Genomic DNA, 24784 nt, shown 5'->3' on the forward strand with positions numbered 1-24784 from the left:
TCGCTTGCTTCAGGACAAAAGCGATTCCCCAGTCGACTTATGGATGAGGAACGTCGAAGACAGCGCCTCCAAATGCTCCTCAATCCCCAGATGCGTGGAATTGATCGCACCGAGAATCGCATCCGCGATCCATAGCAATGGCTCGTCGCCCCCGCGAAGATGTTTGATGCGCACCCGCTGCTCCAGCCCTTGACCTTGCAAGGCCACGATGTGGCCTCGATCACTGCTGTCTTGATGTCGCCCGCGGCTCTCCAAAGTCAGGTCATAGATTTTCATGCCAACCATCTCGTAGTAGAGATCCTCAAGACATTTGCGCCGGAACCGTTCGGTCTTCCGCTGGCGTCTGCTGACATGAGTGACCACAACGTTCACCGTCTCGAGCTCACACAGCCGTTGGATGATCACTCGCCTGCGCGACTCGCTTTCATCTGTCCAGTGCAGCTTGATCTGCCCAGGAAGCAGGAGTGGACGAAGAGCCTCACGCACGGCATCACATCGGTCAGCCGGAATGAGCACGGCCGCGATCATGTACTCCTGAAGTTCGTCCCCGCGCGCAGCCGAGGATTCGTCGATGAACGCACGGAAGGGTTCCAGCGGCGGCATCCGTTCACGTTAGCGCCGATCGCGAAAGCGGCATCACATCCATCCACAGCCCCAATATTCCTATCTGTGCCTGCACCAACAGTGCGAGTCAATGGTGCGGCGACGAGACATGGCTTGCCGCATGAGAAACGTCGTAGGAACACCTTTCTCATGCAGTTAGGCGTTTCTCGCGGCGGGAGGGGTCGGCGGGAGGGGTCGCGGCGGCGGCCCAACTCACCGCAGGTCGCGGATGCGGGCGGCCACGGTCGAGGCATCCCCACTGCGCCGCTCGTACGTGACGGCGATGATGAGCAGTACCGCTCCGATCACGGCGAGGGTGATCCACCACGGCATCGACTCCACGCCGCGGCCGATCTGCACCGCGAAGACGAAGATGTTCTCGATCGGCAGCACCAGCATCCCGAGGATGAACGGTGCGGCCAAGCGGCGCCCTGCTCCGACCATGATCGCAGCGAGCGCAAGCACCATCACCAGGATCGCGCGCCACGTCAGCGGATCGGTGAACGTCGCCACGATCGAGGCGCTCATCATCGTCACGATGCCCGGGGCCAGCAGCACCCACGATGACCGGAACCCCAGCGGCCACGAGTTCACGCTGCCACCGCCCGCATCCGCCGGCGCGTGCCGCAGCGCGTGCACACCCGCGGCCAGCAGGAACAGCCCCAGCGGCAGCGAGAACCACTCCACCCGCAGATCGCGCGGACTCCACGCCACCACCGCCGTGACGAATGCGACGCCGAACAGGAACCACACCGGCGGCAGTGTCGTCCGCCCGGCCCGCCCACTCCGCCCGGCCCGCACCGCAGCCACGAGCATCAACGCGAGCAGCCCGATCATCAGCGCCCACATCAGCCAGATCGATCCCCAGTCGCGTTCGATCGCGTTCCAGGTTCCTGCGGCGAGCGCGAGGACTGCGGGTGCCAGCATCCATCGCGTGCGGCGAAGCCTGGACGATGCCGGCGATGAGCGACGGATGCCGCGCCCCGCCAGCGCCAGGATGATCGCCGCGAGCGCCGACACTCCGAAGCATGCGAAGAACAGTGCCGTCCCGTGCAGCACGGTGATCTCAGGCATCCGAATGCCCTGCACCGGGCCCGCGATCGCGGCAACGCCGGCGGCGACCAGGGTCGGGCGTACGAGCATCCGGAGTCGGGCGATGCGCAACCGGCGCCCGAGCCGGGCGAGCCCCCAGCCGAGGCCGAGCAGCACTCCCCCGGCTGCCAGCAGTGCGATTGCGCGCCACAAGACTTCCACGGCAGTACGAACATCCGGTTCGATGAGCACGAGCAGCGCGAGGCCGGGCAGCAGCGCAATGGCGAGGCCCGTGGCGTAGAGGCCGCGGACTTCCACACCGCGCGCGGCCAGGATCGCAGCGGTCACTGCTGCGGCGAGCGCGGGCGGCAGTAGATATGCCTCGAGCAGATCGACGCCGTTCATGGTCCACACGCACCACAGCGCTCCGGTGAATGCGGCTCCAGCCACCCACCATCCGTAGCGACGGCGGGTGAATGCGGCACTGGCCGCCGAGCCGACACCGAGGATCACCAGCACGAGGAAGGTCGTCCCCAACCCCGCGGCTTCGCGGGCGAGCGCGAGGCCGGTGGCGATCACGCCGGTCAGCAGGGCGGATGCTTCGATCGCGATGCGTACGGATGCCGCAGCATCCGCCGGCAAACCGTTCGTCCGCAGCGCGTCGCGGATGAGCGTGGTGCTCGGCAACACGAGCGCGACGATCGCGGCGATGATCGGCAGCGTCACCGGCGACGCGCTGACCGCGAGCACCTGTGCCCCGAGGCAGACTACGACGACGGCGACCGTGGGTACGAGCACCCCTGCCGCGACGGTGCGCAGCACGATGCCGAGGCCTGGCCGCCGGGTCAGCAGCAACGACAGCGCGAGGGCGAACATGAGGGCGGTCGACAGGGCGGTCCAGCCGCTGCGCTCGAAGACCACCTGCACGATTCCGGCGGCGAACGGCACGGCCGTCACCACCAGCACCGCATGCCAGCTGCGCGAGCCGATGCGCGGGATGAACGTCACCACGATCGCGCTCACCAGCGCAACGGATGCCACGAGGCACAGCACGGCGATGCTTCCGAGCGGTGGGAATCCGAGCGCCTGCGGCAGGCTCTGCGCGAGCGCCTGAGCGAGGCAGATGAGCGCATAGGCGAAGCCGACGCCGACGTGCAGGAATCGGATGCCGGAGGGCAGAGTCCAGCTCGCCAGCACGAGGACCGCGAGGATGCCAATGCCAGCGACGGGAGCTGACACGGGGTCGAGCCACGAGATGAGAGTTGCAACGGCGATGCCCGCGTGGATTGCCGCGATGATCGTGACCGTGTTGGCGGTGACCGTGTCCCTGGGCCGGGCGGCCGTGTTGGCGGATGCTGCGGGCTTGGGCCGCGTGGCCGTGTTGGCGGATGCTGCGCGCCTGGCCCGGACGGCGATGAGGGTTGCGGCGGCCGCCGCGGCTGCGCCGAGGACGACCACCAGGCGCGCCGGGAGCGGCAACAGGTTGCTGCACGCCAGGGTCAGGGCGGCGAGTGCGGCCGAGGCAATCGCGAGCACATCGGTGGACGCGGTGAAGTGCAGGAGCGGGTGCCGGGTTGGGGTTGAGGTGGCGGCGGTCGGCGCGACACCGGCAGCGGCATCCGAATCCGCGGCCTCGAGCATGCTCACCCGATCGCGGGTGAGCCCGCCGAACAGGGCGAGGCCCGCGGCGATGCCGACCATGCCGATCAGCGCGGCCATCCCCCAGGTGTCGTTCCTGACCACAGGTGCGGAACCGCGCACCACATCGGCGAGAGCATCGACGGCTGTGGTTGCGGCGTAGACCAGCGGCATCAGTGCGATCGCGCCGATGACGATGAGGCTTCCGAGCGAGAGCGCGAAGCGCACAACCGAACGCGGCAGCGGGGTTGCCGCGAGCAGGGCGAGTCCGAATGCGGCAGTTGCCGGGACGGCAGCGGGCAGCCAGACCGCCGCGAGGTCAGCGACCGGGGATGTGACCGCGACCGTCAGGGCCGTCGTCGCGGCACCTCCGGCGACCAGACTCCACCAGTGCCGCAGCAGGTGTCGCGACGCGAACACCGCGTGCGCGGCAACCAGGGCGAGCACGAGGCTGATGCTCAGCAGCATCCCGATCCCTCCGAAGGTGGACCAGGCACCCACCACCGCGAGCGGCACGGCGGTGAGCGTCACGATGATCTGCACGGCCGTGAGCATGCGCGGTGCGATGCGCGGCCAGAACTCGATGAGGACGGCGGCGAGGAAGGCGGTGCCGAGGTGTCCGACGGCAGCGAAGAATCCGGAACCTGCGCCGCTCGCGAAACCTGCCGCGTATCCGAGCTGCGCCGGCACGAGGGCCGCTCCGATCAGCGCGGCCCACCGCCAGACGCGCACGTGCGACAGCTTTCCGGCGGCGAACATCACGCCGCTCGCGCCCGCCGTCACACCCGCAGAGATCAGCCAGGTGGATGCTGCCGAGCCCCCGAGCTGCGCAAACGAATACACATCGAGCACCACGAAGACGAGCCCGAGCGCGCCGACGGCTTCGGCGGAGAACTGCAGCCCGCGGCGGGCGAGCAACCACGCCCCGCCCAGGAAGATCAACGTCACAAGGCCCACCACGACGCTGCGGGTCGCGCGGTCAGAGAGCTCGGGGTTGAGGAAGGTGAAGATCAGTGCAGCGATCGCGAAGAGCCCGGCGCCCGCGATCGCCAGGACCGACTGCACCGTCGCGCTCTGGCGTGGAGCGGCAGCATCCGCTCGCTGGGCGGCGGGGGCAGTGCCAACGTCCGCTCGCTGAGCGTTGCCAGCGGGGCTCGTGGCCGCAGCGTCAAAGCCCGATCGCTGAGCGACAGGCGCAGCCGCGGCCGCCGCATCAGCCTCAAAGTTCGATCGCTGAACTTGTCGAAGCGTCGGATGGAGTCCGCCGCCGACAGCACCCCGAGCGGCAGCGTCCCTAGTCACAGCACCCGCGACAGCATCCACTGAAGCGCCCACGCGCGGGATGCGCTCGATCAGCTGATTGCGTCCGCGGATCGCGGCGGCGGCCGATACCGACGCCGCCCACACCTCAGATGCGGCGGAGCCGCGGAGGTCCGCGCCGCAGTGGGCGCAGCATCCACTCTCCAAGCGCCGCGAGGCGCACACCGGGCAAACGGCGCCGTCGAGGAGATGGCGGGCGACGGCTTCGCCCCAGCTGACAACTTCAGAAACGGCAGTCATCACAATCCCTCTTCCTCGTCGGGGATCCAGCGGAGAATGTCGCCGGGCTGGCATTCGAGCACGCGGCAGATGGCCTCGAGTGTTGTGAAGCGGACGGCTTTGGCGCGTCCGTTCTTGAGCACGGCGACGTTCGCGGGGGTGATGCCGATGGCATCCGCGAATTCCTGCACGCTCATCTTCTTGCGCGCGAGTTGCACGTCCAGGTCTATGACGATGGGCATCAGACGACCTCGGACATGTCCTGCTCGAGCTCGAGCGCCTTGCGTAGGAGCCCGCGCAGGACCAGGACGAGCAATGCGAGCGCGGCACTCACGACGATGCCGAGGATCGCGAGCAGGGTGAGCGACAACGAGACGGCGCGACTGGCGATGATCACGGCGTACGAGACGGCGATGAGCGCGCCAGCCGCAGCCAATGCCCAGAGGATGATGTCGACGTATCGGAAGGCGTCAGGGCTGAAGATCCGCTCGGCACGCACGAGCGAGAGCAGCTTCCATACGCAGATCAGCGTCACTTCGACGAGGGCGAGGAAGATGACAGCGCCGATGATTCCCGGAATCTCGAGGTGATCGACGTCGGGGTTTCGGATCGCCGTGATGCGGGCGACCTCGGGGATCACCAGCACCTGGCTCGTCAGGAGGAGCCCGAGCATGACGGCGATAAGAGTTTTGAGCGCGGCGGTCACACGGGGTTGCATCAATCTACCTATCGATAAGCGGCTGGTATCTATCGAAAAACGATAGCCTGTGGATGCTGGAGACCCCAAGCCCGCACGCACGTTCCCAGGGAAGTGTCAGGTGCGGCAGCATCCGGTCGCCTCTCGCTCGCGGCGCGGCGCGGCGCGGCACGGCGCGGGGCGGCACTGCACGGCGCGGGGCCGCACCCGCGAGTCGCTGCTTGCAGCACCAATCACACACTGCGGCGTGCGGACTCGCGACGCAGCATCCGACTCGCGGCAGAAGTGCGGACTCGCGGCGAAGTGCTTACTCGCGACGAGGTGCCTACTCCCGGCGAGGTGTTGACTCGCGGCCGAAGTGCCGACTCACGCCGAGGTGCTTACTCGCGGCGAAGCGTTGACTCGCGGCCAAAGTGCGGACTCGCGACGTAGCATCCGACTCGCAGCCGAAGTGCCGACTCACGGCGAAGTGCTTACTCGCGACGCAGCATCCGACTCACCGAAGTGCCGACTCGCGTCGAGGTACTTACTCGCGCCGAAGCGTTGACGCGCGGCGACCTGCCCGCGCGAGCGCCGGGTCCGCGCTACGGGGTATCCGGCCCGAACGGAGAGTCCAGCGAGTCCGTCAGCTCGGCGAGCATCGCCTCGATCTGCGGCTCGACGTACTGCGAGATGGCGGCCTGAACGTGCAGGCGATGACGAAGCAGGATGCCGCAGATCTCGCGACCGACCAGATTCGCGTACTCATCGGCGAGGCCGACCTCCTGCCGCAGCGCGGCCTTCGCCTCCTCGCTCAGCGGCGGAAGCGGCGGCAACTCTTGGCTGTCGACGTCCGCAAGACCCGCGATGGTGAAGAGGAACGGCGCCCCGGGCGTCGGCTCCGGATCAAGCGGCATGCCCTCGAACTCCGGCGACAAGTCCTCGGCCGGACGGTAGCTGCGCGCCCGATTCCGCGCCGCCTGCTGATCCAGCTCCGACTGAAGCATCGGCAGATTTCCAGCGGTGTACGCGGCAACGGCATGATCGACGATCCGTTTGATGCGCGTGGACAGGCCGTGCTGCACGCCGTGCGGAGCATTCGCCCCGATCCCCGCCGCAGACAGCACGGGCGAGCCGAGGCAGAGACGGCACGGCGCGACACGTCCGCGGTAGGTGGCCGGCTCCCAGCGCGGCACCCAGCGCAACCAGGCATCCACCGCCCGGTCGACTTGCGTCTCTATTGACCGCTCCACGGTCCCAGCGTACGGCGATCTGCCCAAACAGCCGAGATTTCAGCGGATCACACGCGGAACAAGCGATACGGATCAGTAGAGTAGGTTATATATTCCCATATCAACCTGACTTAACGACTCAAAACCATTGACACAATGGTATCTTCGTTCTATTCTGGATGCATGACCCCGATCAGCGCCGACACCCAGACCCGCGAGGACTCCCTCGCGCGGCGAGAGTCGTTGCTGGATAACTGGGTGACGGTCGGTGAGCAGATCGCGGCGCTGGAAGCACAGCGTGCCGAGCTGCTGGCAGAGCGGTTAGACCTCATGGCCACGGAGCGATCGTTGGATCCAGGTTCCGATGAGATAGCGTTTCGCTCTCTGTTCAATGAGTACGCAGCGGCCGGTCATATCTCGCCCACGACGGCATCGAAGCAGATCACGGATGCTTGGGGTTTGGTGCGGCTGTACCCGGCGACCTTGCGGGCGCTCGCGGACGGAAAGATCAGCCGCCGGCACGCAGATGTGATCGTCACCGAGGCACCGCTGCTCAGCGGGCATCCGGATGCTGCGCGCTTGCGCGCCGAGTATGAGGAGAAAGTGCTTCCCTTCGCAGAAGGCGACACCGCTGCTCGCACCCGTGCGCATGCTCGGGACGTGGCCGCGGTCATCTCTCCCGAGACGGTCGAAGAACGCCACCGCCGGGCACGCCGGGAACGCAATGTGGGCGTGCGTCCCTGCGGCGACGGGACGGCGATGCTGTCCACGTTGCAGCCCGAGATGCTCGCCTACGCGATGTATGACCGGCTTTCCGAAATGTCCCGTGGACTCATCGAAGCCCGCCCCAAGGGCAAGCGCCGTCCACGCAACGCGGCGTTGAAGGCCATTCAAGCCGAACGCGAAGCTGCCCTTGCCGCACAGACACCATCCGATCCGGAGCCGCCGGCCGCGCTCGATGAGGACTTCGCCTACGCGATGGGCACTCCAGCCCCGTGGGAGACGAACCCCGCCAGCCAGCCCGGAGCGGACACCCTCGAGCCCGACAGCCCCGTCTCCGCCGACGAACAAGCCGCTCGCGACGAAGCAGCCCTCCGCAACGCAGATCTGATCGACGACTCCGACGTCGTCGAAGCTGCTGGCCTGATTGCGGAGGCTGGTCTCGCTGCGGACTCCGATCGCGTCGCTGGTCTCGGGTCAACGGCCGATGAGGGCACCCCCATGCATGACGGGTACGGACCAGTCGAAACCGACACCCGGTCGATGGACGAACTGCGCGCCGACATCCTCGCCGACCTGGTTCTCACCGGCGTTCCCACCAGCCCCGAGGGGAATCTCGGCACCGCGTTGGGATCCATCCGCGCATCCGTCCAGATCACCCTTGCCGCGACCACTCTCACCGGTGCCGACAACCGCATGGCTGAGTTCGATGGCCACGGCCCCCTGTCCCCCGACACTGCCCGACTTCTCGCCGGCTACGCGTCCAGTTGGGACCGAATCTTCCTCGATCCTGCCGGGATGGCCGTCGCAACAGACAACTACACCCCGACCGCGAATATGAAGCGCTATCTCCGCGCTCGCGACCAGCACTGCCGCTTTCCCGGCTGCCGTGCGCCCGTACACCGGTGCCAGATCGATCACAACCATGACCACGCCCAGGGCGGGGCGACTGAGCTCTGCAACCTCGCGCATTTCTGCACCAGTCATCATCCGCTGAAGCATCCTGACGTCGACAAGCGAGATCGCTGGAGTGCGAAACAGCTCGAGAACGGCGTCATCCTCTGGACCAGCCCGCTCGGTCGCACCTACGGCGACGAGCCGCAGCTCCGCGTCATGTTCGTCTGACGGACCCCAGGCACCACTCTGCCCGCTGGCAGGCGCAATGCCCGCAGGCAGCGCAATGCCCGCAGGCAGCGCAATGCGACTTCCTACTCGCCGGGCTCGTCGCGCTCCCACGGCCATTGCGGCCGCTTGGCCCTGGTGCGGCGCAGGGCCACCCCGGCCCACGCAGCCAGCACGGCTACGACGAAAATGACCAGGCTCGCTCCCCCGGTAATCAGTTCACCGATCACCGACAGCCCCGTCACGAACTCGCCCGAAACCACTGCCGCGACCAGACCGACACCCAGCAAATGAACAAAGGCCGTCACGATTGCGATGGTCCATACCGAGCGATAACGCGGGTTCTTGATCCGCACGGCCATCCACAACAGCACCGCGAACTGCGCCACAGCGAGAGCCATACCGACGACGCCCGGAGCCTGGCCTAGTCCCGGAGTCGCGATGATGTCAGCATCCGTCGCCACGCTCAACGCACCCAGCCCGAAAACGGCCAGCGCGAAGAATCCGATCGTCGTCATCACCGTCGCCAGGATGGCCGAAACCCCCGCAGGCACGGGGCCGCGGGGGTCAGGCGAGAAGTTGTCAGTGATTGCTACCTCGGCAGAGTCGGGCCGGCCTCAAGCGTGCGCTCGTACTCACGCTGAGCCTCGGCGTTGAGCTCGGTCTTGCGTGCACCGCTGCGGGCAACCCACGCACCGAACCAGATCGTGAGCTCGCGACCGAACACAAAAGCCGCAATCGCGAGCGGAGCCAGCAGCTGCGAGCCGACCAGTTCGTTGCCTTCAGAGGCCGTGAGCATCCAGAACGGAGCCTCGAACAGCTGACCGAGAATGTGTCCGACATACGCGAACAGACCCACGATGATGCCGAAGACGACCCAGCGTCCCCAGCGCCCGCGGTTGACGATCGCACCGAGCAGCCAGAAGCCGATGAAGAACACGACAACCGGAACCCACAAGCCCCACGTCGTCAGCGGCGCGATCAGTGCATCGACCAAGTTCTCACCGGTCACATCGCCCGCCAGCGCGCCCAGCCCGAGCGCGGTGCCCAGGTACAGGATCGCGAACGAAAGAGTAGCCAGCAGGCCGATGCCGGCGGCGGTTCCGCGGTTGTTGCGCTCGCGCGGCGGCTCGGGAGCCTGCACGAAGATCGGCTGCTGCTGCGCGTATGCCGGCGGTGCGACCACGGGCTCTGACGCAACCGTCGGCTCGGAGTATGAAACGGGCTCCGAGTACGCAACGGGCTCCGACGGAACGACTCGCGTCGCTGTGTCATCGGCGTCGACGTCGGACGGCTGGTACGCGGTGTCGGCGATCGAACCCTCGGATGCCGCGTTGACCTCAGCCAGCGTCGCATCCGCATTGGCCACCGCAGCAGCCGCGTCGATGCGCTCGTCGCTCATCTCGGGAGCATCGAAGGAGTCCGCGTGCGTAGGAGTCGAAGCCGGTGCTTCGACAGGGTCCGCGGCGACAGGCGCCGGCGGTGCCGGGGCAGGCTCCGGCGCAACGAACGTACCGGGATGAGCGCGCTCGGCTTCTTCGAAGGCGGCAAGATCAGGGTCAACAGCATCCGAAACACTGCTCGTGCTCGCCGACTCGCTCGCATCTGCGGTGGTTGCGTCTGCGGCGGTCTCTGCGGTGGTGGTGTCGGCGGCTGCTGTGTCTGTGTCGGCAGCCGTGTCGGCGGCGGTGACCGTGTCAGCGGCGGTGAAATCGTCGGAAGAATCTGTCAGCGCGGAAGATTCGACGAAAGCGTCGTCACGCACATCACCTGTCGCACCCGGCGCATCGACCGCGGCCGCGTCGACCTCAGCGCCACCAGCGTTAGCGCTGTCGACGGCGTCGTTCGCGTCTTCCGGCTGCTCGGACCGGGGAACCTCGTGGTCACTCATGGGGGCGCCTCTCGTCGGATATGTGCAATGTGAGGGTATCGCCGCGCGGCCATGCGGCTGCGGAGGCGTGCCGACGTGTCGCTCGACCCGCGAAAACTCAGGATGCTTCGGCAGCAGCCGTCGCGGTCCCGCGCAGGAGATCGCCAACGAAGTTGAACAGCTCCAGCCACAGGGGCGACGCGAACCACAGCAGCCCCACAATGACGGCCACGCAGAAGATTGCGGCGATCCAGCTGACCACCCGACTGCGTCCGGCTACCCCTGCCATGCCTCTACGCTACGACGCAATCTCCCCCGCCCCCAGCAGACACGCGCCCCGCCCCCTTCACTGCGTGCGAGTGGGCGCGCGTGGCTCGGTTTCGCGCGAAAAGTGAGCCACCAGCGCCCACTCGCAAGCGGTTAAGGGTGCTCAGTCGGGAAGAGGAGTTCCCGGAAGCGACCACGCTGCGAACGACGCACCTGAAGCGGTGATGGAGGCTGCCCCGGACGCCACCTCCGTCAGCGACGCCGACCCGAACAACGATCGCGCTTTCTCGAGACCAGGGATGGATGCGGCATCCAGCACGATGTCCGCGCCACTGCGCGTTGCGAACACCAGCACCGTCTCCGCAGCTGATTCCCGGACGAACACAATCGTCTCGTCGTCGACATGCAGCCAGCGCATACCGCCGGTGCCGAGCACGGGGTGCGCGCGGCGCAAGGCGATGAGCGAACGGTACTCGGCCAGCCGTTCGGCGACGTCAGGCTCCTGCTCGGTTCCCCACGGCATCGGCGTACGGCTCGCTTCACCGTCCACACCAGTGAGCCCGAACTCGTCGCCGGCGAAGACGACCGGCAGTCCCGGCATCGTCATGGACAGACCGACCGCCACAGGCACTGTGCCCGGCGCCGCGTTCGTCGCGAAGCGGGCGGTGTCATGGGTATCGAGCGGCTGCATGTTGCCGAGCCGCACTCGCCACGGCACGCCAGCGGTGAATGCGGTCATGCTGTCGACGAAGTCGCGGGCTGTGTACCGCGGGATACCGTCTGCCCGCAGCCCAAAGAACCACGGCTCAGTCTGCTCGTCGCCCTGAGCCGTCAGATACGGCGTATAGGTCGCCTCGCTCAGCCACGCCCACAGCGGACGGGTGAACGGTGGGTAGGTCATCGCGCCGTGCCAGCCATCGCCCTGCAGGTCACTGACTGCATCGTTCGTCGACTCTCCGAGCAGGATCGCGTCAGGGTTGATGCGGCGGATCGACTCGCGCAGCAGCGCGCGCACCTCGGCGTTCAGATCGACAGCGCCCAGGCGACCGGTCATGTTCGCCACATCGACCCGCCAGCCGTCGGCGTTGTAGGGCGGGTTCAGCCACTTCGCGACAATCGAGTCATCACCGGAGACGAAACGCTCGCGCAGTGCCGACGATTCCCAGTTGAACTTCGGCAGCGAGGGAACACCCAGCCACGTCTCGTATTCGGTGTTGCCCTCGTCGGTGAAGTAGTAGAAGCTCTCGGTCTCGGCGCCGGGGTTGCCCAGCGCCTCCTGGAACCATTCGTGTCGGTCACCGGAGTGATTGCTCGTGAGATCACCGATGACGCGGATGCCCCGGGCATGCGCCTCTTCGATCAGTCGGATGTACGCCTCGTCGCCACCCAGGAGCGGGTCGACGCGGTCGAAGCTGGACGCGTCGTAGCGGTGGTTGGATGCTGCAGGGAACACCGGCGTGAGATAGAGCAGGTTCACGCCCAGCTCGACGAGGTGGTCCAGCTTCTCGATGATGCCGGGGATGTCACCGCCGTAGAACTGCCGCGAGCGCGCTGGCATCACCGGATCGACGGGCGTGTTCCAGTCGGTTGGCATCGCCCAGTCGGGCGCGTCGTGCTCGTCGGCCTGCGCTGACCGGGCGAAGCGATCTGGGAAGATCTGGTACATCACTGATTCGTTCAGCCAGGCTGGCGGCGCTTCGTTCGCGACCAGGGCGAAGTCGTCGGCATCCACGGTGTCGATCCGATGAAGACCGGCCTGATTCAGCCATTCGACACGTCCGTCGGCGTGCAACAGCATGAACCGGTAACCGTGGCGGGGGTTACGGACGGTGATGTCAGCTTCCCACCAGTCCCAGCCGTCTGCGCTGCCGATGCTGCGCGCTTCGGCCCAATCCGGTTCGTGGTCGGGATTGGACCGTGCACGCACAGCCGTCAGTGAACCGTAGCCGGCGGGGACTCGCAGCCGCACAGCGACCTGGTCGCCGAGCGCGGGGGCCGAGTTCGACACATACAGCGGGGAGCCGTCGTGGTGTGGAAGAAGGATCGTCATGTCATGGGCCTTTCGTTGACGGCGATGCACCATCGCCGGAATCGACGTGGTTGCACGGCAGTCGCCATGACAGAGCCCTTGAGTTGTTCTTCACTTGTGCGCCGCGTTGGTGCGCGGAGTACTACTTCACACTACCCGCCGTCAGCCCGCCGACGATGTACTTCTGCAGCGCCAGGAACAGCGCCACCGGCAGGATCGCGGCGAGAACAGCACCGGCTCCGAACACGCTCCAGTTCTTCGAGAACTCGTCGGAGACGAACTTGTAGAGGCCGACGGCGAGCGTCTGCTTTTCGGGGTCGACGAGGATCAGGCTCGCCAGGATGAACTCGCTGGAGGTGCCGATGAAGCTCAGCAGCCCCACCACAGCCAGGATCGGAGCGACCAGGCGCAAGATGATCGTGAAGAAGATTCGCGCGTGTCCGGCGCCGTCGATCTTCGCAGCCTCGTCGATGGATGCCGGAACGGTGTTGAAGAAGCCGTACATCAGGTAGGTGTTCGCGCCCAGCGCGCCGCCGAGATAGACCATGATCAGGCCGATCTGCGAGTTCAGCCCGATCGCCGGGAAGACATCACCGATGGCAACCATGAGCAGGAAGATCGCGACCATCGCCAGCATCTGCGGGAACATCTGCACGACCAGCAGCGCCGTGAGGCTGAAGCGCCGACCGGTGAAGCGCATGCGCGAGAACGAGTATGCGGCGAGCGCGCCGAGCAGCACTGTGAACACCGAGGTCACCAGGCCGATGATCAGGGTGTTGATGAACCACGCGGCATAGGGGCTGCGCGGACTGTTGAACAGCGTCACATAGCTTTCGAAGTTGACGTTGCTGAACAGGGAGTTGGCCGTCAGCAGCGTGCCACCGGGGTTCAGCGATGCGCTGAGGATGTACAGCAGCGGGAAGAGCGCGAACGCGCCCACCACGATGCCGACGATGTGACGCCAGCCGGTCTCCCGGAAATAGCGTTTGAACGGGCGGCGGGATTCTTTCCCGGTACCGGGGACTCCCGCATCCGCGGTCACGATCGCGGTGGTCGAATCGGGCTTCACGGCAGTCATGTCAGTTCAGCTCCTCAAGAGACTTGGTCTGTCGGAAGGCGACGATCGAGATCGCGGCGACGACGAGGAAGATGATGATCGAGAAGGCACTCGCCAGCCCGTAATCGGAGTTCGAGCCGACGAAGGCGACCTTGTAGACCATCGTGATGAGGATGTCGGTCGCACCCACGTTCATGCCGGCGGTGACATCGCGCGGCCCACCGCCGGTGAGCATGTAGATCAGGCTGAAGTTGTTGAAGTTGAAGGCGAACGACGAGATCAACAGCGGCGCCACCGACACGAACAGCAGTGGCAGCTTGATCGATCGGAACACTCGCCAGGCGCTTGCACCGTCGACTCGAGCAGCCTCTTGCACGTCTTCCGGGATCGCCTGCAGGGCACCGGTGCAGATCAGGAACATGTAGGGGAACCCCAACCAGAGGTTCACCAGCAGGATGCTGATCTTCGCCAACCATTCGTTGGTCAGCCACGGAATCTCCGCTCCGCCGAAGAGGACGGCGTTGAGGAATCCGAACTCCTGGTTCATCATTCCTGCCCACACCAGCGCGGAGAGGAACCCCGGGAACGCGTAGGGCAGGATCATGATGACCCGGTAGTACTTCTTCGATCGCATCCGCGGGTCGTTGAGGACCACCGCGATGAACAGGCCGAGCGCGAAGCACGTGGCGACCGACAGGACCGCGAAGACGAAGGTCCACACCAGCACCGACAGGAACGGTCCGCGGATTGACTCGGCGCCGAACGCCCGGACGAAGTTATCGACGCCGACGTTGATCTGCCAGCCGGGCATGAGCTCAGTGCCGTCGTCAGCAGTGAAAGCACCCGTGCCGATGTCGGAGTAGACGACGCCTGTTCCGGTGTCGGTCATGGTCGCGGCGGCCTCGTCGTATACGAGCGACGATACGTAGACGTATGCCATCGAGCCGTCCGGTGTGCGCAGCGCGCCATCGTTCGGGTCATCGCTGATCGGCACGGCCATATCCGAGATGGCCTGCTGATTCTGAACGATCTGCGCGAAACCGAGCGTGTTGTAACCGGCGAGGCCGACAGCCTTGTCACCCTCCATCTGGGCGCCATCGACCTCGTCGAGCGGACGCTCCTCGCCGCCGATGGAGACGTCGCCGTCGGGCGCGGTGACGAGGAACGAGAACTCGCCGAGCTGCTCGACGATGGTGAGTTCATATGCGGCGGAGTCGGGGACACGCTCCTGGGCCGACAGCATGAGTGCGTTGACAGCGCTGTCTTTGTCGCTGTTGTGCCCGGTGCCGTAGTTAGTGAAGGCGATATAGCCGGTGTACAACGCAGCGAACACCTGGAAGACGAAGAGGAAGATGAGGCCCGGGACGAGATACTTGGCGGGCAGATTGCCGCGGCTGAAATAGATCCAGTTCGCGACGATCGTGACGACCGCGACGATGGATGCCGGCAGCCACTGTCCGCTCTGAAGCAGGACGAAGATCGCGTAGACAGCGAGTGCGTCGATGATGCCCAGGGCGATCACCTTGAACAGCATCAGCTTCCAGCCGATGCTCGCGGCATCCGCGATCCGCCCCGCGCGGCGGGATCTGCGACTGGATGCTGCGGACTCGACAGTGTCTGCGTTGGTCGGCGTGCTCATCGGTTCCTTCTGCTTCGCATGCTCGTGGCCGTTGGTGGCGGATGCCGGTGGTGGAGTGACGCTCGAGATTCGAGGTCACTCCACCGCTGTGGCAGATCAGCCGATGGCGGCCTGGATGTCTGCGGCCATCTTCGACCAGAGACCGGCGGGGTCGCCCTGGCCGTTGATCAGTGCGACCTCGGTGACGCCCCAGTACTCCCATACCGATCCCATCTCGGGGATGGAGGGCATCGGCACGGCGTTCGCACCGACCTCGCCGAAGCCGGCGGTGATCGGGTCTGACGAGACGGCTGCTTCGTATGACGCGGTCAGCGCCGGAGTGCGTCCGCCGACCTCGTAGAGGGCGGTCTGCACTTCTTCGCTACCGATGTAGTTCAGCAGGAACTCGTTGGCGGCGAGACGGTTCTCGCTCTCGGAGCTGAGGAAGAAGCCCTGCACACCGGCGAATGGCTGCGCTTCCTGGTCGCCCGCAGCCGGGATCGAGTCGATCTCGATGTTGAGGCCGGCGTCGATCGCGTCAGCGGCGTTCCAGGGGCCGGTCAGGTAGAACGGCGACTTGCCAGCGAGGAAGCTCTCGCGCGCAATGTCGGGAGTGATGTTCGTGTTGAGCACGCCCGCGGCACCCTGCTCGGCCAGCCAGGCTGCGAACTGCTCGCCGCCGGCGTTTCCGATCTGCAGGTCGGTCGAGTCGTAGGCGCCGTTGGCGGTGGTGCCGAACACCGGAGCACCGAACGAGGTCTGGAACGGGTACAGGTGATACGGGTCGGATGCCTCGGGGTCAAGACCGACCAGGAAGGGGTACTCAGCGCCGGATGCCTGACCCTTAGCGATCATGTCTGCGTAGTCGGTGGCGGCTTCGGGCGCCAGGTCAGCATTGCGCAGCAGCGCGATGTTCTCAATCGCGTAGGGGATGCCGTAGTTCTGTCCCTCGTAGTTCCATGCGTCCAGAGCGACCTGCTGGAACTCATCGGCGCGGTCACCCAGCTCGACTGGAGCGACGACGCCGTTGGTGACGAGCTCGCCCAGCCAGTCGTGTGCGCCGACGGCTACGTCAGGACCCTTGCCGGTCGGCACCTGCTGAACGAACTGCGTACGCACCTCGTCCATCTGCTTCTCGACGATGGTGACCTTCACGCCGGTATCGGCGGTGAACTTCTTCGCGGCGTCTTCGAGGACCGCGGCACGGTTCGTGTCTGCCCAGACGGTGATCTGGCCGGAGAACTCGGCGCCTGCGTCGGAGTCATCGGTGGGAGTGCTGCTCGATGAGCAGCCAGCGAGCGTCAGCGTCGCAACTACGGCAAATGCGCCGAACGCGACGATGCCCTTCTTGTGCACCTTCATTGGTGTATGCCTCTCTGAGTACGGAAGACCTGCGCAACTGCAAGCGCTTACAGTATGCAATGAAATCTTCCACATGCGCAATGGTTCGGGATGCTGATATCAATATGTAATCTGCGGCAACGCTGCATCCACTGGTCTGGAAGCGCTTCCAAGAACGCCTCTGATTCGATAGGCCCCACGGAGACATCGAGAAGATGACGCACGAAAGCGCCGTCTTTCCTGGCCCCGAGAAGCACCAGTGACCACGCAGGGTGCTGTCGCGTTTCGCATCGATGCGCCAAGATGAACCGCATGGATGTTTTGAGTAGCGCAGAGAAGCATCAGCCATCCGGACCGCTTGCCACAGGCCGCGCCCCTCGACGCTCAGGTCTCCGCGTCGGAATGGCCGTCATCGCTACCTGCGCGGCGCTTACCCTGACCGGTTGTGCGCCGTCTGACTCCGCCTACGCCGTGCTTGACCGCGACGCCCAACCAGCGGATGAGGTTCCAGAAGCGCTACCCGCCTATGCCTGGGATACGGCCGATCCGACAACAGCGAGATTCGTTGGGAAGCATGACGGAACGTCACTTTGGCTCGCGCGAGGCGGCGACAAGGCCAATGCTTGCCTCCTCGCGTACGTGGACGAAGATGCCTGGATACTCAGCTGCGGCGGGAGTGGTTCGTCGTTCGGTGCGGATGGAGTCGCCGGGGCGTTCACCGTCGTACCGGACGGCGCGCCCAGCCCGGACGGAATGACGCAGATATCAGACAACGTGTTCACAAGCACCGCTGAGCAGCCGTAGAGCATGGGACCAGATGGATATGAATCGGTTACCGCAGGTTCCGCCTGACACTAGGGTGATTCGCCTGTTTCCGGACTATGGTCGTCGCTACCCGCTCTGGGAGAATTCGACGCCGACGTGGGATGCCGGTTACACCACGACCCCTGAGACGTACGGCCTATCGCCAGAACTCGCACAAGACCTCGAAGGCTGGCAAGCACTCTGGGAGACCCACTGCGATCCGCTCGAAGGGTGGAACAGCGAAGCGAACGCGCAGAAATGGCTACGCGACGGTCGCTGGCTGGCAGATCGACTGCAAGACGAAGTCGCCTCCTTCGCCGACGTCAAGGTCGAATTCGGCTGAATCTCGCGCGATCACTGGGCAGCTCAAAGCTGCGGTCTCATCATTGACGGGTGGTCGCGCTTTCAGCGCGCGGCGTCGCGGGCGCTTTCACGCTCGTACCGGACAACTCTCCCGACCCGGACGGGGCGACCAAAATCTCAGAAAATGTGTATACGGCGGGCGCTGGCTAGACTGGCGCCATGGCAGACTCATCGTTCGACATTGTCAGCAAGGTCGACCACCAGGAGGCGGAGAACGCCCTCAACCAGGCGCGCAAAGAGATCGAGCAGCGCTACGACTTCAAGGGCACCGGAGCATCGGTCGAGTGGAGCGGCGAATCGATCCTGATCAAGGCGAACACCGAAGACCGCGCGAAGGCCGTCCTCGACGTGTTCCAGTCCAAGCTCATCAAGCGCGGCATCTCGCTGAAGAGCCTCGAGACGGGTGACCCGTTCGCCAGCGGCAAGGAGTACCGCATCGTCTCCACGCTCAAGGACGGCATCTCCTCCGAGAACGCGAAGAAGATCTCGAAGATGATCCGCGACGAGGGCCCCAAGGGCGTCAAGAGCCAGATCCAGGGCGACGAACTGCGCGTGCAGTCCAAGAGCCGCGACGACCTGCAGGGTGTCATCGCGCTCCTCAAGGGAAGCGACCTCGACGTCGACCTGCAGTTCATCAACTACCGCTAGGAAACGGGTGCGATCGCGGAAACGCGGTAGGCGCAGCTGAGCGTCAGTCAAGAATGCGGGCGCCGAGATTCTCATCTTCGGCCCTCGCATTCAGGCGGTCGCCGTGGGGGCTACCGCGCGGACCTCGAAGCTTAGGTGCGCGCGGTGCGAAACCTCGGGCGGCTCTAGCTAACCTCACCTGTCCCTGAAATGACCTCGGGTCAGTCGGTCAGCGCTGCCCGACGCTTCAGGTGCAGAAACCACACAGGACGCCCATAGTCCTTCTGGACCCACGGCCAAAACGCCCACCAGATCAGCAGCGCGGCCCCTGCGCCCGCCATCACGCCAGTCACAGCATCGGACAGCCAGTGCGCGTTGATGAGTGTGCGCTGCCAGATCATTCCAACGAGAATCAGCCCACCGAGGATCGCCCAGCCGATCCGCAGGGTTCGGCAGCTGTGCGGGATGAGCGCGAGCACGCCGACGACGAGCACTCCCGCGGCGACCGAGTGTCCGGAAGGGAATGATCCATGGTCCACCTCGAATAGCGGGCCAAACAACCCGCTGACCTGGTCCGCAGAGGGGCGTGGCCGATCGACCAGGTTTTTCATCACCTGTGAATACAGGCCGAGTCCAGTTAGACACGCGGCGAAAAAGAACAGCGCGGATCGCCACCGACCGACGAGGGCGAGCGTTGCGGGGAGCAGGATCAACATGAACAACCCACCTGCCTCCGCGCCGAGCTGCTGGAAGAACATCGCAAGAGGCTGCTGGTACACCGCGCTGTCCGGCGATGCACCCACGAGCGCGCGCCAACCGTCATCGACGGTCTGCGTGAACGGATGCTCCGCGTCGATTGCGATGAGCAGACCCATCACCACGAGCACGGCAGTAAGTCCGAGCGCCCACCCCAGCAACGCCGCCGGGCGGCGCGCCTGAGTGAGTTCGTTAGGGAGTTCAGACGTCTTCGTCATCTCGGCACCTTTGTCTGGTTAAGGGTCAGTTGAACAGATCGGTCCGAGCCAGGGCATACAGCGTGGCGTGTCCGCGATCGCGCAGCCCGTTGCCGACGCCCACTGGGTCGACGTCATACGCCGCATTCACCTGGCCGACAGTCGTGTTGCCGAGCATCGCCAGCATCAGATCGTTGCCGTAGCGCAGCCCGAGGGCGGGATCCATGAACCCGCCGAGAACAGCATCCGATGACACAACGCCGTCGAAGCCCCACTCACCGCGCAGCACGTCCTCCAACAGCGCCTCGTTGCCGCCTGCCCAGCGCCCGCCGATGTTGATGAAGGATGACATCGCACCGTGCGCGTCGGCCTCCTTGACCGTGATTTCGAACGGTCGGAGATAGATCTCGCGCATAGCCTGCTCGTCAACGAAGACGTTCACGCCGCTGCGCGCATTGGTCTCCTGCTCGTTCAGCGCGAAGTGCTTCATGAAGGTCAGCACGTTCTTGCTCTGCGCGCCCGACACCATCGCAGCGCTCATCGAGCCCGACAACTCCGGATCCTCCGAGAAGTACTCGAAGTTCCGGCCACCGAACGGTGTGCGGTGGATGTTCATACCGGGGGCATACCAGCCCTGCACGCCATAGGCGTTGGCCTCAGCGCCGACGGCCGCGCCCATCTCGTAGGCCAATTCCTCATTCCACGTGGATGCGATCACCACCTGTGTCGGGAAGGAAGCGGCGGTGACCTCGCTGAACAAGGAGTTCAGCCCGGCGGGACCGTCCAGCAGGATGGCCGAAGGCACGCCGAGGCGCTCGACCGGCTCGGTCTGGTACGCCCCCTTGGAGAAGAGCGCGGTGAGCTCCTCCCGCGTGAACTGGTCAAGGAACGCCTCCCACTGCGGGTCGTCGAAATCGAGCCCGACCATGTCTTCGAGACGGAGTCCGTTGTCGACACCGTAGAGCGGCTCCTCACCTTCAGTGGCCTCGAACGTGGGGTTCATGAAGGCGAGCAGTTCATCGGATGCCGTGGTGTTGATGTCCGAAGAGTCCGGGTACGTCCCCTCCCAGTCGCTACGCGACAGATAGGTCAGGTCACCGTCGGCGAAACCGAACCTGTTCTCGAGCGCAACGCCGGTGACAGCATCCGTGTCGTAGATGACTTCCTCGCTCATCTCCAGGGGGAAGACGGCAGCGGGCGTGTGCACGTCCGTACCGACGATGATTTCGTAGGTTCCGGCATCCAGAACATAGCCCTCGCGCTCGGCAGCATCCCACGATGCCATGTCCCGCACGGCGAACGTGACGTTCACGGTCTCTGACTGGCCAGGCTCGAGCAGCGAGGTCTTGGCGGATCCGGCGAGCGCGATCGACGACTTCTCGATGCCACCGGGGATGTACGGCGCGGAGTAGTAGACCTGCACGACGTCCTTGCCGGCGATCTCCCCCGCGTTCGTCACCGTCACATCTGCGCTGATCGTCTCCCCGTCGAAGATCGGGGCATCCGCCTGCCAAGTGAAGTCCGTATAGCTCAGGCCGTAGCCGAAGGGATACTGCACGACGTCCTCGTATCCGGCCTCATCACCGTCGTAACGGGTCTCGTAGTACCGGTATCCGACATAGATCCCCTCCTCGTAGTCGTACAGACCACGGGAGACGTTCTCGTACTGGAAGTTGCCGAAGTTCTCCGTGGCGGGGGCGCTCTCCACGTCGTAGGCGTAGGTGTCGGCGAGATGGCCGGAGGGGTTCACCTGGCCGCTCAGGATCTCCGCGAGCGAGACAGCGCCCTGCGGTCCCGGCGTTCCGATCCACAGCGCCGCCGTGATCTGCGGATACTCCTCGAGGAAGCCGAGCTCCATCTGGTTTCCAGAGTTGATCACCACGATCACGTTGTCGAAGTTGCTCGTGACGACCTCGAGCAGCTGGTGCTGGCCATCCGTGATCCGCAGCTCATCGGCGGTGAAATCAGCGCCCTCGGTTCCGTCGTTTCCAATCACCATGACAGCCGTGTCGGAGTACTCCTTCGCCTGAGCGAGCACACTGTCGGTGAGATAGTCCGGCTCCGGCTCAGACTTCTTGGCGCTGCCCGTAAACAGACCAATCATCTGCTGAATGAAGTTCTGCGATCCTTCGGCCGTCTCAGCGCCCGCCTCACGCATCGTCGCATACAGCTCGGTGTTGTACTCGATGCCCTCGTTCTGCAGCGCGTCGTAGAGCGACACGGCAGCCGACTGATCGGCACCGCCAGAGCCGCCTCCGCCATAGCGCAGATTGAACGACGCAAAGCTGAACACGTTGAGTTTCTCATCGTCAAGTGGGAGCGCGCCGTCGTTCTCGAGCAGGACGATGCCCTCGTCCGAGATCTGTCCGGCAAGCTCCGTGCCATACTCTCGCGCGGCGACTCCCGCAGCCGTGGAGGAGTCCACCTTCACCGACAGCAGACGCTGGATGTCGTTGACGGTCGGTGCGACCAGAACGGCGATGACGATCACGGCAACTGCGGCGATGCCCCAGCCGATGAGCCGGCGCGGACGATGCGCGACCTTGCGGTAGACGCGCTCGCGACGCTTGTCCTCACGGCGTTCGGCGCGCGTCATCTCTGCGCGGCGCGCCCTGCGATCGGCCTTGGCCTGCTTCTTCGCTGCCTTCGCCAGGGCGCGATCCTCGGCCTTTGCCGCCTTGCGGTCGGCCGGCGACATCGCCTTGAGCTCGGCGCGACGCGCTTGGCGCGCTGCTTTCTCCGCCGCCGCCCGTGCGAGAGCATCCTGCTTGATTTCTTTACGAGTTGCCACGTTGCTTCCCTTTCAGCACGTCAGTTCTGTGTATCGATGTCGCGGCGCGCACGACGCCCGCGTCGGTGCGCTCGCCAGGCAGACAGCATCTGCCGCGATCCTCGCCAGAAATGCCCGTTCACCATCACCAGGAGCGCATCGAGCATCGCCTTATCGACGAGTCCGCCGGACATGCGCTCGATCGAGCGAAACGGCAGATCTAGGGCGAATCGAGTGTTGTTGGCCGCGTGCGGTCGCCCCAGCAGCAGGAACAGATCGCTGCTGCGATCGATCACCGTGTGGAGAAGACTCGCGAAGCCCCCGCGTCCCTTCGTCTGCGCGATGATGTCGTCTCGCGTCAGCGGTCGAGCCCTCGGCCACGCCGCAGCGGGCAGCGCGCGGCCGAGCAGCGCGGAGTACTCCGCATCCGTCGCCCGACTCACCTGACCGGTCCGGTAGTGGTCCAGCTCGGCGGGCGCATCCGGCGCCGGCCCGCCGTCCACTTCCAGCAGGCTGCGCAGTCGAAGATCGCGTGATGATGCCGCCGCGATGATCGTGTACTGCCCGCCGACCGTGCGCCATTCGGATGCTGCCGCGTCGAAGACATCGAAGGCATGCTCGGCGTAGTCGATCGTCGCAGTGGCGCTCTCGCCCGGCTGCAGTGACACCAGCGCAAAGCCGCCCAGTTCACGCGGTGCCCGGAACTGACCTTCCGCGGCATCCGGAGCCTCGACGTACAGCTGCACGATCTCAGCTCCTGTCCGATCACCGGTGTTCGTCACAGTCACCGTGGCCGATGAGTGATCTGCCACGAGATCGGAGTACGCGAACTGCGTGTAGCTGAGTCCGTGCCCGAAGGGATAGCGCACCGGCAGGCCAACCTTGTCGTAGTACCTGTACCCGATGTAGATGCTCTCGCGATGCTCGCTCGTCGCCTCGGTACGGCCGAATGTCGCTGAGGAAGGAACATCGCGATAGCGCAGCGGATACGACTCTGCGAGCTTCCCGCGCGGGTTCACGCGTCCGGTGAGTACATCGGTGACCGCTCGCCCACCGCCCTGACCGGCGAGATAACTGTGCACGATCGCATCCACGTCGTCGGCGAATGGCAGCTCGACTGGAGCGCCACCGGCCAGCACAACGATGACCGGAACATTCAGTGCGATCAGTTCGCGCGTCAGCTGCAGCTGGTTCGCTGCCAGTCGCATGTGGGTGCGGTCCACAGCCTCGGCTTCAGCCGACTCATCGAGCCCCAGAAATAGCAGCACCGTGTCAGCACGGCCCGCCAAGCGCAGCGCACGACGCCGAAGCCGCCGTGACGACGTGTCTCGCCGAGTGAAGCCCCGTTCGTAGCCGACGATGTCGATGTCGCTGCTTCGCAGTGCGTCCAGTGCCGAGTCCACTCGGGTCGGGTTCACGAGAGAGCTGCCTGCACCCTGGTAGCGCGGCGTTTCAGCGAAGTCGCCGATGACGGCAACCTTCCCGTTGGCCGGGCCCAACGGCAGCGCATGATTTTCATTGCGCAGCAGGACGATCGAATGCTGCGCCGCCTCGACGGCCAACTCGTGATGCGCGTCGAGATCGACCGTCGTCTGCTGCGCGCTGGCGTCGGTGCGTGCGATCAGGGCGAGAACCTCGTCGACACGCGCGTCCAGCACACGCTCGTCGAGGGTTCCGGCCTCGATGGCATCGATGATCTGCTGATCGGTCACGCCGCTGGACGAGGGCATCTCCAAGGCGTTGCCGGCGATCAGCCCTGCAACGCGGTCGTTGTTGCCGCCCCAGTCCGTGACCACAAGTCCGTCGAAGCCCCAGTCACCGCGCAGAACGCAATGCAGCAACTGAACATTCTCATTCGCGTACGTGCCGTTAACTTTGTTGTACGAGCTCATCACCGTCCACGGCTCGCCCTCAGTCACCGCGATCCGAAACCCTTCCAGGTAGATCTCGTGCAACGCACGCTCGTCGACGATCTCGTCGATGCTCATTCGGTGCGTCTCCTGGCTGTTCACCGCGAAATGCTTGAGGCTGGCGGCAACGCCACGAGATTGGATGCCGCGAATCAGTGCGGCAGCCATCTTGCCGGACACGACAGGGTCCTCCGAGAAGTATTCGAAGTTTCGACCTGCCAAAGGGTTGCGCTTGATATTCATGCCCGGGCCGAGAAGCACGCTGACCTGCGCGGCAGCGGCTTCGGTTCCGAGCGCGACTCCGACCTGTTCAAGCAGCGCCGGGTCCCAACTATTCACGAGGGTGGCTGCTGGCGGAAAGCACGTCGCCGGGAGGCTGGCGTTCAGCCCCAGGTGATCGGCCGCACCGCCCTGCTTGCGGAGCCCGTGAGGTCCGTCGGTGAGCATGATCGACGCAACACCGAGTCGCGTGATCGGCTTCGTGTTCCAGAAATTCTCGCCCGACATCAAGGAGGCCTTCTCAGTGAGCGTCATGGCAGCGCGCAGATCGACGAGCTTCTCTGGAGTAGGCATGCCCAGAAGTGTACCCGAATCTCCACCACGTGGTGGATGT

The 24784-nt window shown here is 65.2% G+C and carries 19 protein-coding genes; 4 read left to right on the top strand and 15 right to left on the bottom strand.

The features are described 5' to 3' along the window. Nucleotides 1-9 precede the first annotated feature (9 nt). From ACSS7Z_RS15070 to ACSS7Z_RS15090, 5 genes are all read right to left on the bottom strand, one after another. Nucleotides 10-603, bottom strand: coding sequence for a hypothetical protein (locus tag ACSS7Z_RS15070; RefSeq protein ID WP_438255691.1), 594 nt, complete (start codon nt 601-603; stop codon nt 10-12). Between the two features lie 213 nt (nt 604-816). Then, nucleotides 817-4833, bottom strand: a complete 4017-nt coding sequence (locus ACSS7Z_RS15075) for an SCO7613 C-terminal domain-containing membrane protein (RefSeq protein ID WP_438255692.1) — start codon at nt 4831-4833, stop codon at nt 817-819. After that, a complete protein-coding gene (locus tag ACSS7Z_RS15080) occupies nt 4833-5054 on the bottom strand; it encodes a helix-turn-helix domain-containing protein (RefSeq protein WP_438255693.1) in 222 nt (73 codons plus the stop codon). Before ACSS7Z_RS15080 ends, ACSS7Z_RS15075 begins: the two co-directional genes overlap by 1 nt. Continuing rightward, nucleotides 5054-5530, bottom strand: coding sequence for a DUF2975 domain-containing protein (locus ACSS7Z_RS15085; RefSeq protein ID WP_438255694.1), 477 nt, complete (start codon nt 5528-5530; stop codon nt 5054-5056). Before ACSS7Z_RS15085 ends, ACSS7Z_RS15080 begins: the two co-directional genes overlap by 1 nt. A 563-nt stretch (nt 5531-6093) precedes the next feature. After that, nucleotides 6094-6741: a spermidine/putrescine ABC transporter substrate-binding protein gene (locus ACSS7Z_RS15090; RefSeq protein ID WP_438255695.1), complete on the bottom strand. Its 648-nt coding sequence runs from the start codon at nt 6739-6741 to the stop codon at nt 6094-6096. 162 nt (nt 6742-6903) lie between these two features. On the opposite strand from ACSS7Z_RS15090, the gene ACSS7Z_RS15095 reads away from it, so the two are divergent. Beyond that, nucleotides 6904-8565 carry an HNH endonuclease signature motif containing protein gene (locus tag ACSS7Z_RS15095; RefSeq protein WP_438255696.1) on the top strand — a complete coding sequence of 554 codons (1662 nt, stop codon included), beginning with the start codon at nt 6904-6906 and terminating at the stop codon, nt 8563-8565. Nucleotides 8566-8648: 83 nt separating this feature from the next. Here the strand turns inward: ACSS7Z_RS15095 and ACSS7Z_RS15100 are convergent, their stop codons facing one another. The 7 genes from ACSS7Z_RS15100 to ACSS7Z_RS15130 form a co-directional block, all read right to left on the bottom strand. Continuing rightward, a complete protein-coding gene (locus ACSS7Z_RS15100) occupies nt 8649-9080 on the bottom strand; it encodes a DUF6121 family protein (RefSeq protein WP_438255740.1) in 432 nt (143 codons plus the stop codon). Between the two features lie 74 nt (nt 9081-9154). Then, entirely contained in the window at nt 9155-10453 is a 1299-nt protein-coding gene (locus ACSS7Z_RS15105; RefSeq protein ID WP_438255697.1) for an ABC transporter, read from the bottom strand. 97 nt (nt 10454-10550) lie between these two features. Further along, the gene (locus tag ACSS7Z_RS15110) at nt 10551-10721 is read right to left on the bottom strand and encodes a hypothetical protein (RefSeq protein ID WP_438255698.1); all 171 of its coding nucleotides are present in this window, start codon (nt 10719-10721) and stop codon (nt 10551-10553) included. A 141-nt stretch (nt 10722-10862) separates the two neighbouring features. Continuing rightward, nucleotides 10863-12749 (bottom strand): glycoside hydrolase family 13 protein, encoded by a 1887-nt coding sequence (locus ACSS7Z_RS15115; RefSeq protein WP_438255699.1) that lies wholly within the window; start codon nt 12747-12749, stop codon nt 10863-10865. A gap of 121 nt (nt 12750-12870) precedes the next feature. Beyond that, nucleotides 12871-13806 (bottom strand): sugar ABC transporter permease, encoded by a 936-nt coding sequence (locus tag ACSS7Z_RS15120; protein ID WP_438255700.1) that lies wholly within the window; start codon nt 13804-13806, stop codon nt 12871-12873. A 1-nt stretch (nt 13807) separates the two neighbouring features. Continuing rightward, nucleotides 13808-15424, bottom strand: coding sequence for an ABC transporter permease subunit (locus ACSS7Z_RS15125; RefSeq protein ID WP_438255701.1), 1617 nt, complete (start codon nt 15422-15424; stop codon nt 13808-13810). A 96-nt stretch (nt 15425-15520) separates the two neighbouring features. After that, nucleotides 15521-16765 carry a sugar ABC transporter substrate-binding protein gene (locus tag ACSS7Z_RS15130; RefSeq protein WP_438255702.1) on the bottom strand — a complete coding sequence of 415 codons (1245 nt, stop codon included), beginning with the start codon at nt 16763-16765 and terminating at the stop codon, nt 15521-15523. Between the two features lie 291 nt (nt 16766-17056). Between ACSS7Z_RS15130 and ACSS7Z_RS15135 the strand changes: the two genes are divergently transcribed. The 3 genes from ACSS7Z_RS15135 to ACSS7Z_RS15145 all read left to right on the top strand — a co-directional run bounded on the left by ACSS7Z_RS15135 (nt 17057) and on the right by ACSS7Z_RS15145 (nt 18559). Beyond that, nucleotides 17057-17548 (top strand): hypothetical protein, encoded by a 492-nt coding sequence (locus ACSS7Z_RS15135; protein WP_438255703.1) that lies wholly within the window; start codon nt 17057-17059, stop codon nt 17546-17548. A 55-nt stretch (nt 17549-17603) separates the two neighbouring features. Further along, nucleotides 17604-17891, top strand: coding sequence for an immunity protein CdiI family protein (locus ACSS7Z_RS15140; protein WP_438255704.1), 288 nt, complete (start codon nt 17604-17606; stop codon nt 17889-17891). Nucleotides 17892-18070: 179 nt separating this feature from the next. Beyond that, nucleotides 18071-18559: a YajQ family cyclic di-GMP-binding protein gene (locus ACSS7Z_RS15145; protein WP_438255705.1), complete on the top strand. Its 489-nt coding sequence runs from the start codon at nt 18071-18073 to the stop codon at nt 18557-18559. A 200-nt stretch (nt 18560-18759) separates the two neighbouring features. Here the strand turns inward: ACSS7Z_RS15145 and ACSS7Z_RS15150 are convergent, their stop codons facing one another. From ACSS7Z_RS15150 to ACSS7Z_RS15160, 3 genes are read right to left on the bottom strand one after another with little or no spacing between them, the layout of a single operon-like run. Continuing rightward, nucleotides 18760-19512 carry a phosphatase PAP2 family protein gene (locus ACSS7Z_RS15150; protein ID WP_438255706.1) on the bottom strand — a complete coding sequence of 251 codons (753 nt, stop codon included), beginning with the start codon at nt 19510-19512 and terminating at the stop codon, nt 18760-18762. A 25-nt stretch (nt 19513-19537) separates the two neighbouring features. Further along, on the bottom strand, nt 19538-22282 hold the full coding sequence (locus ACSS7Z_RS15155) for a glycoside hydrolase family 3 protein (protein WP_438255707.1): 2745 nt from the start codon (nt 22280-22282) through the stop codon (nt 19538-19540). A 20-nt stretch (nt 22283-22302) separates the two neighbouring features. Further along, nucleotides 22303-24744, bottom strand: a complete 2442-nt coding sequence (locus tag ACSS7Z_RS15160) for a glycoside hydrolase family 3 C-terminal domain-containing protein (protein ID WP_438255708.1) — start codon at nt 24742-24744, stop codon at nt 22303-22305. Nucleotides 24745-24784 lie beyond the last annotated feature (40 nt).

The sequence above is a fragment of the Microbacterium wangyouchuni genome, assembly GCF_051546305.1.
Taxonomy (GTDB): Bacteria; Actinomycetota; Actinomycetes; order Actinomycetales; family Microbacteriaceae; genus Microbacterium.